Source organism: Streptomyces sp. NPDC048604 (assembly GCF_043199435.1).
Taxonomy (GTDB): domain Bacteria; phylum Actinomycetota; class Actinomycetes; order Streptomycetales; family Streptomycetaceae; genus Streptomyces.
The window spans coordinates 24,879-37,029 of sequence record NZ_JBICVX010000028.1 but is presented as its reverse complement, the minus strand read 5'-3'; the positions used below and the strand labels follow the sequence as shown (position 1 = coordinate 37,029).

Genomic DNA, 12,151 nt, shown 5'->3' with positions numbered 1-12,151 from the left:
ATCTATAAGACTAATAAAACTAAAGACAAGAAAATATTATCAATTTAACAATATAGAGGAACGTTTAGTTTAACTTACGAGGTTTAACGATAGATAACAAGATATAACAAAACCCCGTCAAATCAACGTTTTGTTTTACGGGATTTAACGAGGTATAAACAAATAACGGAAACGGAGGGAGCCGACTAGTTCGATAAACCGTTGTTTTACTAACAATTATTGTCGGTCTGTTGTCGACGTATGAAAGTTTAATTTCATTTTTTTCGTTTTAGTTTAGTTTTAGTATTTATTTCACTGCGTATTGTATATGATAATATTTTCTTGTCTTTAGTTTTATTAGTCTTATAGATATAGTAAGACGCATTTTCAATTTCTTTTTTCTCTATTAATTCTTTTCTTGATTTTGCGTAATCAACTGCTAATAATGAAACTGCCAAAATCATTGCATATACAATATCGTAATCATTTATATGTGTACTAACGTTCTTAGAGATGAATTTTAAGAATTCATCGTTTCCTTGAAGTTTTTTATAATAACTAATGAGGATTTTAAGTAAAGTAAAAAATAGTCCAGTAAATCCTATTATTAATTTATATAAAGGAATAACATCATATATATCTTTATCAAAGAATTTATAGATTAACTTTAAATACACAATAGGGATTATACAATTCAGTAAAATTTCGATAACTATAAATACTATAAATGCGTTAATACCCGAATCTTCAAAATTTGGCTTTATCCAATTTTCTATACCGTAAATAGTCAAAAACAAATATATCATTGTAGCCATAAACATAATAAGCAGCATTAATAAAAACAAACAGAAATGACGATATGTTTTCATATTTTCACTCCTATTTCGCTTTTGTTATTTTATTCCACATTTATATATTAACTAAACATAAAAAAAGGGTAGCCAAAAAACTGGCTACCCTCTATTTTAATCTTTATAAGTTTCTTCTACTTCAATAGTATGCTTATGCACCCAACCGTTATTACTTGGTGAATAAGTTCTACACCAAATATTCCCTTGTGGATCTTGAATTTCTTCATAAATGTATACTGTTGCACCCGCTTCAAGTACATCTTTTTCTCTCGCAAAGCTATAATTATCAAAGCTACTACCTGCACGTTCACGTAATGACGCATCATATTTGATTGTACCTCTATAATAAGGTTCTTCAGACCAAACTTTGACACGTGTACATCCTACTGGTTTCTTTTCAATAATTTCGTCATGCTCTTCAGGTTGATTCACAACTGTATCTGTATCAACATCTTCTCCATCAATATAGCGTTGTACTAAATTATCAATCACATCAATTTCATCACGACCATAACCACACGCTTCAAGTGCATTACCTGGATCGCGTTTATCATCTTGAATATCTTGATGACCTGGTGCTTTATTAAAGTGGTCAATATTCCATGAATCAAATAGTACTGCAAAGACACGTGCGAAATTATCTAATGCTTTTAATGATTGTTCTCTATCATCAGGGAAATAACATAATTCTCCACCAAATGCAGCATCATTTGCGTCATCTCCAAAATAATAGTTATCTGTAGGCGTATCATAAATCACGTGCCATGCTTTTTCATCTAAAGGAATACAGATAATACATTCTTCATCATCAACAAAAAAGTGTGCTGAAGCAGTAGAAGCCCAGTCTTGCATGTAAGTATTTTTATAGTAGTCAACATTTTGTTGAGCTGTACTATCTGGATTACCTGTATCATGATACACTGCAAAAATAGGACTACCCGTGTCTAATGGTTGCCCTGTGCGTCTTGTTCCATAAGGTAAAAAGTCTGTATATACGGGTACACCGTTCCATTCTCCTAAATATTCTTTTGCCATAATTAATCAACTCCAATAATAAAAAGCCCTATCACTAAGTGCTTTGTAAATTTTAGTTTTTAATATTTTTATCGTCTGTAATACCTAAACGTTTTGTAAGTAATTCGGGTAGTGGTACACCAATTACTGAACAATTTTCTAAAATACTCACTGCTTCACCGATAATATAGAAAGCAACTGTACCATTAACAACCATTCCATCAGCTTTAAACACAATATCTGCAAGATTTGCAACTATAACTACCATTAAGATACCTACTTTTTTAGCAAGTCCTATGTTAGCTACAGAACTTTTAATTGTATGTTCACGAGTTGCTTTAATAACACCACTAATTACATCTAATCCAATTAGAATGATAAGTATATCTATAATTGTCCATGAACCTGTAAAAAAGAAACTTGAGAAATTATCAATTTGAATGTTATTTACTTGTTCCAATTTATGATACCTCCGAAGGACTATTATTTGTTACTTTAATCACTTTCACTTCTTCTTTATAAACATCAACATATGCTTGGACTCCAGTTAATTTATATAGTGAATTCAATGTAGTTGCAATTGAAGTTGCACTTTCTTCAGTATCATAAAATGTTGGTTGTTCATCTTCTAAAGCCACTGCATAACCGTAGTTATAAGGATTATACTTTAATTTTTGTTCTCCACTATATTCACTTGTACCTTTTGACATTCTAACTAAGTAAAATCTTGTTTTGTTTGACATATAAAATCACTCCTAAATTAGATTTAAAAATGTGAGTTACTCTACTTTGAATAACTCACATAATAATTCGTACGTTTCTGCTTTTTCTTTATCTAATTCAACATCTAATTCTGATAACGCTAGTTGAATAGAATTATAAATATTGGGATATTCATCTAAATTAATCTTTGAAACTTCATTAATTAAAATGCTATCCTCTTTTTCAAACTCTATACGATTTTCTACACTGTCAAATTCAACCATATTATCATTTATGATTGGATTACCGTTTTCATCTTTTTTTGCATATTGTTGAATAATTTCATTAGATGCATCGGATAAGTCTTTAATTTTTTCATCAATTAATTTAACTAATTTAGTACGATGTCTTGATAATTTTGGTTTAAGTTTTAACTCATATAAAAAAGACTTAGTTTGTACTAAGTCTGAATTCTTAATTTCTAACATATTTAATTGTCCTCCTATTTTTAAACTCTCCATGAATCACCACGTAATATATCACCAAAAGAGTACCAATATTTACCGTATTTTACTCTTACATCATAATTACTAAATTGAATTCCATATTTCTCATTATTACTTAATATTCCTGCATAGCCATCAGTATAATTAACGATTTTAATTCTATCGTTTAATCCACTCGTCCATACAGTATTAAATCTATAACCATCTTGACCTAATTCATATTTGTATTCTCTTGTATTATTACCATAAAATGCTCTTAATGTATTTCCACCTTTACGATAATTTTCTATTGTCCAACCACCTGTGTTTACATCTCCACCGTGACTATTGAAATATACTTTATCGGTAATGATGCCTACTTGTGAAAGTCCATCATCTGTTGCTTTAGCAGTATGACACTTAATGCCTGAGAAACTACCTGTATTGGAATTATCATCTAAGTTACCACTCGTACCTACTGCAATTGCAGGATATTGTGTACCCTTAGTCCTATTAAAATGTAGAAAAGCACATGTCCCATTATTACTTTGATAAATAGAATTATTAGTCGTATGGAAAATGATTCTTGAATGTCCATAATAATTTGTTTCTGCACCGTCAAAATAATCTAAACTATTAGCGTTTAAATTCCAACGCATACTACCACTTGTTGAACGTAATACACCACTAGTAATTCTTGATGCATCAATATCAATCGCTTTAATTGCATTAATGAATGCACTTTTAGCAGTGAGTGTATTAACAAAAGTTTCATTACTGATTAACTTATTCACTAAACCATAATCAACATTAATAGCGTTTGAAGTAATACTATTAGCAGTTATTAATCTAGTACGTAAATTGGAAATATTACCATAAACTGATTCTAAGGCTTTAGATTTCATTTTTTCAGTTAATGTATAGTTTGATGTTAAGTTATTAACCAGTAAATTATTCGTCATTAATTTATCGATTAATGCACGATCGACATTAACCATGTTTGCATTAACACTATCTGCAGTTAAAATGTTACTTCTTAAATAGTTAATATCCCCTCTAACTGCCTCAATTGCTCTTGATGAAATACTGTCTGCGACAACATTAATTTGTTTTTCTAAATCATCTACATTAGGTGACCAATCACTTGCTACAGTACCTTTTTCTAGTTGTGGTTTAGCAATATAAACGAGTTTATTAGGCCACGTAGATGTAAAATAAATACGTAAGTTAGTTTGGTTTCCAGTATTGAATTTAAAAGTTAATCTTTGCTTATCTCTAACTTCTTTTATCGTTTCATTTTTAAAAAGAAACTGTCTAGGTTTTAATGAATAACCATTTTCATTAACGATTTCAATTGGTGTATATGCTCCACCTACTTCAAATTTAGGGATAACGTCATAACTCAATACATAGTCGGTATTAGGCTCTAATTTCACGAATTGGTTTGTTTCCCAAAAGAAATAACCTTTACTATCTTCATGTTCTAATGCATATAACTGATCATTAATAACTTTTCCAAATTCCACTATCTTATTATGATTAAATGGTGTAGTGTAGTTTGAAGTACCTTTTAATAAATTTACTGCACCAATCTTCATATTATCTACTTTCCTATTAATCTGATTGATTTGTTCAAGTGTAGCACTATTACTAAAGTTAGTTGCTTGTAGAACTTCACTTTTAGCCTTTTCTATACTCTGATTAAATTCATTCGTAACATCATTAGCCTTTGTATCTATATATAACTTTGATTCATTTTGCTTACTATATAATTCAGTTAGCTTTGATTGAACAACTTCTTTATCACTAGTATATGATGCTTGATTTATATTAATTTGATTTTGAGCATTTTGAAGTGATGTTCTAAATTCATTTTGAACGTTATTAAATTCTTCAGTGAATTTATTATCAAGTACATTAATGCTTGCTTGTGATGTCTGATTAGATTCATTTATCTTATCTCTAATTAATCCAGTTTCTTGTTCAAAATGATTGTTAAAGTTTTCTCTTTCAGTATTTAATCTAAAATCAAGATACTGTTCTAGTTGGCTTTGATAATCCCTAATAACCATTTCGGTGTTAGAATTTGATAAATTACTATTTTGCGTTGCATAATTGCTTGTTTTAGAGCCGAAAGTAACTTCTAGATACTTTTTATCCATTGGACTATACTTCGTCGCTATGACGCGATTACGCACGTCTATATCTTGTTCAATATGTCTAACGATTACCGTATCTCCTAAATGCACTTCCTCATTCTGCAAAACCTCTAAACCAATCTTTGTAGACACATTAGGTTTATCTATGTTTTGTACACTAAAATAGTTTTCTGCAAATGTTGTTAATTCTTCAACTGTCTTAATATCGTTATTCTCAATAGACATTTCATATACTTCGGGATATTCATTAATTAATGGACTATCTACAGTTACAGATAAGGTTATTTCTTCATTTAGTAATTCTGTTTCTTCTTTATGTTTCTCTTTCAATTTAGCAATTTCTGCTTTTTGTTTTTCAGCATGTTCTTTTGCTAGTTGTCTTTGTATATCTGTTTTTTGTTGTTGTGCTTTATACTTTTCTCTAATTTCATTTTCTATTTCATCAGATGACTTAAATACTCTAACCTGCATTGTTTTATAACTTCTTTTTTTCTGTTCTTTATAACGTATCTTTTTTAATCCTTCAAGTCTTATAGCTTCTTTAATTTCTTTCTCAATTCGGTTTTGACGCTTTTCATCTGCTAATCGTTTATTAAATTCAGCTTGTTTTGTTTTTAAAGCTTCAACTTCTTCTTTTTGTTTTTTCTTTAATTTCTCTTTATCATATTCAGGTTTGAATTTTGAGGTTGCTATAATACGTGTAATAACTTCATCGTAATTATCTTCTTGACCAAATGAGGTTATGTTTTTATTAGTCGTATACAGAAACTGTGTATCTCTACCTATACGCCCTAATGAAATACCATTCAAGTAAAAGTCTAAATCTAAATCAGATTGATTGGCCATTTCAACTAACACATTTAATGCATATCTAGGTTTTAAGTCATCTTGTTTGTTAGAGTAGTAAGTCACACGTTTGTCAGTTGTATCACTCCAATACTCAATAGATAAATTAGGTGGTTCATTGAATTTTTGTGACCACATCTTTAAAGCGTCTACTGGTAATAAATCATTAACAAAAAAAGGATTAACGTACTTCTTAGCTAAATCAAAAATTATTTGATACGCCGTAAATTGTACATAATCCTCTTCTTTATCTATATATCTAACTCTAAATATGTTATAACCAATCTCTCTAAAATGTTCAGTCGCTTTTAACATGCTATCTTTTTCTACTAACTTGTGTTGGTCACTTTCATTTACTGGTAATTTAAATATTAATTTATAAATACCGTTTAAATCACGTTCGATAACATCATCATAGGCTTGTGATAAAGGTAAACCATTATAGTAAAAATTTGTTTCTTGTAAATAAATCAAGCTAAGTCACCCCACCTACAATTAATTGTTATTTTGCTTATATTATCAGTTGCGCTAATACCGTGTTCACCTGGTGGAATTTTAAAAAATTCACCAATCATACACTCATTTCTTAATCCATTTTTATCACTGACATTTTGTTGACCTGGAAAGCATTCTATAGCTAAATAGTTATCTGGTGCTACAATATGAATTGTTTGTTCACCTATAGTAACTAAACTGTCATTGTGATTGAGTGTTTCAATTTCTAATTGAGGGTACATGTGTATGCCACTTGTATTTGTAATTGTTCTCATTTCAGGAAATACAACCGTTAATTGTGTATCGTCTAAACTTCCGTCTGAATAGCTAAATGGTTGGCACGTAAATGTAACATCAAATTCATAACCGTCAAATTCATCAACATATGCATTTCCAACAATTACTTTTAAAACGTTGTAATATCGACCTGGATTGTCATAAGGTTTTAAATAATTCGTATGATGTTTAGATAGTGAGAAACCATTATCGTTAATACTACTATTTAACCATTTGAATAAAGGTGCCATCTCTTGTAAAGTAGCTCCCTGTACATAAAATTTATATTTCTTTTCAATCGTTGAATAATTGTCACTAGATTTAATTAAAGCTCCGTGCATTTGGTCAGTTGTTATGATTTTAGTTTTACGTTGTGGGATATTAATTCCGTCATTCACTTCTACATATACTTTAAATGAAAAATCACTTGTTTTTACACCGTTATATTCTAATGCATTAAATTGTATCAAAATTATGCACCTCCAATCATCTGTTGTTCGGAAAGCGAACGTCTTAAGTGTTGATCCATTTTCCTAATTAATCTATCTTCGTCTGCTTCTTCCTTAATCACAGTATCATTAAGATTAATATTAACTACTACACCATTACCTGCATTGTTTCCATTTGTATAATCTTGTAACACACCTTCTATTCCTCTCATTTTCTCTCTACTATTTAAAGGTGTGATAGTAACATTACCTCTATTTACACTAAAAATCTCTGGCCCTGCTTCCCCTACAATACCAGTATAAGTACCAGGCACTGAATGAGATTGAATATTTCCACCTTCTGCGTAAGCGTCAATGTGTCCACCTTCAGCATGCTCATTACTAAAAAAATTACGTACAACGTTAATTGTAGACTGTACAAATCGAGGAATTGAATTTAAAGCGTCAATTGCACTATAGGCTTGTCTTTCTGCGTTTGAACTTACATTAATTCGTTTTGTTGGTATACCTGTATAGTTATATCTTTGAACAGCGTTTCTTGCACTATCTGTAAATGAACTTGCATTACCATTTGCCGATAAGTTTTTAGTTGGAATACCTGTACCATTGAATAAGTTTAATTTACCCTGAGCAGTATCAGTGAACGGACTTGCGTTTCCTGTTGCTAAAAGGTTTTTAGTTGGTATTTTCGTATTGTTAAAATTGTCTAACTTTCCTTTTGCTTCATCAGCCTTAGTCGATGCATTTCCACGTGCTTTTAATTCTTTAACTTCCATTTTCAAATCATTTATTTGATTAAGCGCTGATTTTACTTTTTTAGTTAAAGCAGTAATTTCATCTTTCCCTTTTAAAATTTTCTTTTCAGCTTTAGCATTGTTATATTCCAAAACTTTAATTTTGGCCTTAAACGCCTTTTCAGAAGCTTCATCTTTCGCTTTTAATTTTTTAATATCTGCTTTAACTTCTTTGTATTTCTTCATAGCATTTTCGGCTTTTTTAGTAGCTTTAGAAACTTCATCTTTTGCTTTTAACTTTTTAATTTCTACTTTTAAATCATCAATTTCCTTTAATGATGATTTTACTTTTTTAGTTAAATCAGATATCTCATCTTTAGCTTTTAATTCTTTTTCATCAGCTTTCTTTTTATTGTGATCGTCTAATGATTTATCGGCTTTCTTTACTTCCTTTGTAGTTTTATCTTTAGCTTTTATCTCTTTCTCTTTTGGTTTTTTAGCATTATGATCATCAATTGCCTTATCAGCCTTTTTCACTTCTTTAGTAGTTTTGTCTTTAGCTTTTATGTCTTTCTCTTTTAGCTTTTTATTGTCATAATCTTCCAATGCTTTTTTTAATTTCTTAATAGCATCTTCAGTTGTCTTAGCTTTTGCAATATCTTTTGCAGTAGAATCGTCTATAATTCCTGATTGTTTTAAAGCAGCTAAACCACTTTCAGTCACCATTTCTCTTAAGTTTTGACTGAAAAATTTTTGTGCTTCGGTATTCTTACTTATAGATTGCCCAGTTTTTTCAGATAATTCCATATATGCTTGTGTAATGTCAGCAATTTCTTTAGTATTTAATTCTCTGTTTTCTCGTGCAGCAGCTGAAAGAATATCTTTAATTTTATTTTGATTACTTTTAATCGAATTCACACGTTTATCATATTCTTCAGTTATGGATTGTGTTTCTTTTTGGTACTGTTCTTTAGTAATAACTCCTAATTCTTGTTTCTCTTTAAGCTCATTTAATTGTGCTTCTTTTTCTTTGTTAATACTTTCAACTACTTGTTCAGTAACTGATTGTACTGCTTTAATTGTAGCTAATGCCATATCACTATTAATTTTCTTATGTTTGCCAATCACATCGCCAATATTTTTAAATGTTGAACCGATTATTGTACCGTAATTTTTATATCTATTTTCTGCTTCAGAAATTTCTTTTTGACTTAAACCTAGACCTTTTAATTTTTCTTTTAAACCTTCAATATGTTTAGTTGTTTCTATAGTAATACCAAAAGACAAGTATTTCGTCTTTTCAATACGTTTTTCATAACCATCCCAACCAGTTTTTAATGTTTCTTGAACATCTGTGTTTTGCTTTTTAAGACGTTCAGTCATCTTTTTATAAGTTTCACCCGTTTTTTTAGTAGCATCTTGAATTTTAGTTTGTGAACCTGCAGCGTCTGATGCTCCGTTCGTAACAGTGTCAAACCATTCTTGATATTTTCCTTTAGTTTGGTCTACGGCAGCTTTATGATTGTTGTCATCTTTATGCATATTTTGGTAGACCAAATATCCCACGCCCGCTGAAGCTGCAACTATAGCACCAAACCCTAATACATAAGGATTACTTAATAACGGTGCGAAACCTCCAACTTTTTGAGCCATAGAACCAAATTTACTTACTCCACCTGCTGCTTTTTCAGCACCACCTACAACTTTACCTGCTCCACTTGTAATTTTTCCGAAACCCCGTGCTAATGTTCCTATACCTTTAACAGTTCCACCTATACTTCTAACAATACTTCCTAATCCTAGAGACAGTGGACCTATCGCTCCTGTAAATGCTGCAATTTTTATTATAGCTCCTTGTGTATCTTTATCTAATTGGCCAAACTTATTTGCTAAATCTGTAGCCTTATCAATTAAAGGTATAATAGCAGGTACGACTTGTTGTCCTAATGTTTCTGCTAAAACTTTAAATGATTCTTTCATTTTAGCTACATTTCTAGATGCTGATTCACTCATTTTTTTAGATAAATCATCTTGGTATTTAGAAGCGTCTTTTGTACTTTTAGATAAGTCTTTAATTGACTTTGAACCAGCTTGAATAAGTGGGTTAATACCTTTCATAGCTTGAGTGTTAAATATCGTATTTAATGCAGCGTTTTTCTGTTCGTCACTCATTCCACTAGTAGCTTTTTCTATATCTTCTAAAATGTCTGGGAATGAACGCATCTTACCGTTTGCATCAAATGCTGCAACACCTAAATCTCGCAGTCCTCTAGCTTGTTCTTTTGTTGGTGTAGCTAGGTTCTGTAAAGCGTTCATTAAATACGTACCTGCTTCTCCACCTTCAATACCTCTATTTGATAAGATACCTAATGTTGAAGCCATATCCTCTAATGATTGGTTGTTATTTGCTGCCATCGGTCCAACATTTTGCATAGCTTCTCCTAAATCTGCAAAGCCTGCCGATGTTTTATTAGCAGTATAAGTTAATACAGATGTCACTCGGTCTGTATTTTTTATCATTTGATTAGTATCATCAACTTTTAAACCAAACTGTTCAAGTACACTAGATGAAACACTCATAACTGAATTAAAGTCGTCTCCTGATGCAACAGTAGCTTTTAATATGCTAGGCATTGCTCCAGTAACTTGATTAAAAGTAAAACCTTTTTTGATTAACTCATTCATACCATTTCTAATAGATTCGCCAGCCACACCATACTGTTTAGCCATATCTTGAGACGTTTTACCTAATTCGCTCACTTGTTCTTTTAATTTTCCTGCTGATACACTACCGTCATCAAGTTGTACTTTCATTTGATTCATCTGATCGTCAAATTTTACATAGGCTCTAGCAGCATATCCTAAACCTGCAACAATTGGTGTAGTAACTCTAGTTGTCATTGTTCTACCAAAATTTACTGCTTTGGTGCCAGTATTATCAATGTTATTACCTATTGATTTCATCTTTTCTGAAACATCTGCAAAACGTCCACCTGCATTACGATACTCATTCGCCATCTGATTCGCTGCACTTTTAGCTTTTAACATCTGTGTTTCAGTTTTCGCTATAGTTGCATTAAGTCGTGATAATTCTGCATTATTAAGCGATTCTTTTGAACGTAACTCTGCTAAAGCACTTGATAATTGAGAAGTATTACCTTTCGCACCTTTTAATTGATTTTCTAACTTATTAATTTCACTAGCATAAACTCTTGATGAATTTGCCAATTGTTTTTGCTTAGTATTTAAAACATCTAACTTCGCTTGTGCAAGCTTAGCAGTATTACCTAAATCTTTAATAGCTAAACCATATCTTTTTGAAGCACTTGCATTTTGACCTAATGCTGCAATATTACGTTTAGATTCTGCAGCCATTTGTTGAAGTGCTGCAGTTGCACTTTTCAAATCGGCTTTATATTGTGCTGAACCCTCTGCAGTAAGTTTAATTCCTGCTCTTTTTAATTCTGCCAACTTATTGCCTCCTTTCGAAATAAGTATAAATAAAAAGGGCTATAAAAATTCTATAGCTCTTCACTATAAAAATTCTACAGCCCTCACTTCTTGATAATCTGATTCAGTTCGATTGTCTTTAATTTTATCAATATCTTGTGCAAATTCTTCAATAGATTTATCAGATAAGAATTCTCTACCTAACAATTTATTTTTAAAAGATTGTTCGTTGTATTGGTCAATCAACATATAAATTGTAGATAAGTCATAATCATATAAAAACATTTCTCTAGTCATATTAAAGTATGTTATTGCACAATAAAAAAGAAAGTCCCAATTATGCTTTATTTCTACTTTCCCTCTTTGTCCTTTTCGCTTTTATTACTCTCACTATCGCTTACATCTTCTAATAGTGTTTCTGTAAATTTAGCAACAAATTTATCAATGCTCACCTCATCAACATGTTCAGTAAGTTCTTGTAAAGTAACCTCTAATCTGTTTGCCTTCAAAATACTTGTAGCTATTTTTGCATTTGTTAACGCATTTTCACTTTGATATAAATCAGTTAGATTACCCTGTTTAATCCCGTAATCTTCTTCTAAATGTAACCATAGCGCAGTGTTTACTTTATAAGTACGAGTTTCACCCGTGATGTCTGAAACAAAAGATTTTAATTTAGTTTTGAAAATACTCATAGTATATTCACTCCTT

General features: G+C 30.8%; 10 protein-coding genes. All 10 read right to left on the bottom strand.

Features of this window, described 5'->3' with window-relative positions; all coding sequences use genetic code 11:
• Positions 1-254: 254 nt before the first annotated feature.
• Entirely contained in the window at positions 255-794 is a 540-nt protein-coding gene (locus tag ACGFMM_RS34950) for a hypothetical protein (RefSeq protein WP_393650515.1), read from the bottom strand.
• Positions 795-944: 150 nt separating this feature from the next.
• A complete protein-coding gene (locus ACGFMM_RS34945) occupies positions 945-1,865 on the bottom strand; it encodes an N-acetylmuramoyl-L-alanine amidase family protein (protein ID WP_002501737.1) in 921 nt (306 codons plus the stop codon).
• A 52-nt stretch (positions 1,866-1,917) separates the two neighbouring features.
• On the bottom strand, positions 1,918-2,304 hold the full coding sequence (locus tag ACGFMM_RS34940; protein WP_002446772.1) for a phage holin family protein: 387 nt from the start codon (positions 2,302-2,304) through the stop codon (positions 1,918-1,920).
• 1 nt (position 2,305) lies between these two features.
• Positions 2,306-2,587 (bottom strand): hypothetical protein, encoded by a 282-nt coding sequence (locus ACGFMM_RS34935; RefSeq protein WP_002501736.1) that lies wholly within the window; start codon positions 2,585-2,587, stop codon positions 2,306-2,308.
• A 36-nt stretch (positions 2,588-2,623) separates the two neighbouring features.
• Positions 2,624-3,067, bottom strand: a complete 444-nt coding sequence (locus ACGFMM_RS34930) for a hypothetical protein (RefSeq protein ID WP_393650514.1) — start codon at positions 3,065-3,067, stop codon at positions 2,624-2,626.
• Positions 3,055-6,510, bottom strand: coding sequence for a phage tail spike protein (locus tag ACGFMM_RS34925; protein ID WP_002501734.1), 3,456 nt, complete (start codon positions 6,508-6,510; stop codon positions 3,055-3,057). The genes ACGFMM_RS34930 and ACGFMM_RS34925 overlap by 13 nt, the downstream gene beginning before the upstream one ends.
• Positions 6,507-7,205: a hypothetical protein gene (locus ACGFMM_RS34920; RefSeq protein ID WP_393650513.1), complete on the bottom strand. Its 699-nt coding sequence runs from the start codon at positions 7,203-7,205 to the stop codon at positions 6,507-6,509. Before ACGFMM_RS34920 ends, ACGFMM_RS34925 begins: the two co-directional genes overlap by 4 nt.
• Positions 7,206-7,279: 74 nt before the next feature.
• Positions 7,280-11,461, bottom strand: a complete 4,182-nt coding sequence (locus tag ACGFMM_RS34915; RefSeq protein ID WP_002501731.1) for a phage tail tape measure protein — start codon at positions 11,459-11,461, stop codon at positions 7,280-7,282.
• A 63-nt stretch (positions 11,462-11,524) separates the two neighbouring features.
• Positions 11,525-11,737 (bottom strand): hypothetical protein, encoded by a 213-nt coding sequence (locus ACGFMM_RS34910; protein WP_032606956.1) that lies wholly within the window; start codon positions 11,735-11,737, stop codon positions 11,525-11,527.
• Between the two features lie 53 nt (positions 11,738-11,790).
• A complete protein-coding gene (locus ACGFMM_RS34905) occupies positions 11,791-12,135 on the bottom strand; it encodes a hypothetical protein (protein WP_002501729.1) in 345 nt (114 codons plus the stop codon).
• Positions 12,136-12,151 lie beyond the last annotated feature (16 nt).

What these genes read in the sequence shown, in the direction of transcription:
- ACGFMM_RS34950 (WP_393650515.1), bottom strand. Translation starts at nt 794, where the DNA reads ATGGCTACAATGATATATTTGTTTTTGACTATTTACGGTATAGAAAAT.
- ACGFMM_RS34945 (WP_002501737.1), bottom strand. Translation starts at nt 1,865, where the DNA reads ATGGCAAAAGAATATTTAGGAGAATGGAACGGTGTACCCGTATATACA.
- ACGFMM_RS34935 (WP_002501736.1), bottom strand. Translation starts at nt 2,587, where the DNA reads ATGTCAAACAAAACAAGATTTTACTTAGTTAGAATGTCAAAAGGTACA.
- ACGFMM_RS34930 (WP_393650514.1), bottom strand. Translation starts at nt 3,067, where the DNA reads ATGGAGAGTTTAAAAATAGGAGGACAATTAAATATGTTAGAAATTAAG.
- ACGFMM_RS34910 (WP_032606956.1), bottom strand. Translation starts at nt 11,737, where the DNA reads ATGACTAGAGAAATGTTTTTATATGATTATGACTTATCTACAATTTAT.
- ACGFMM_RS34905 (WP_002501729.1), bottom strand. Translation starts at nt 12,135, where the DNA reads ATGAGTATTTTCAAAACTAAATTAAAATCTTTTGTTTCAGACATCACG.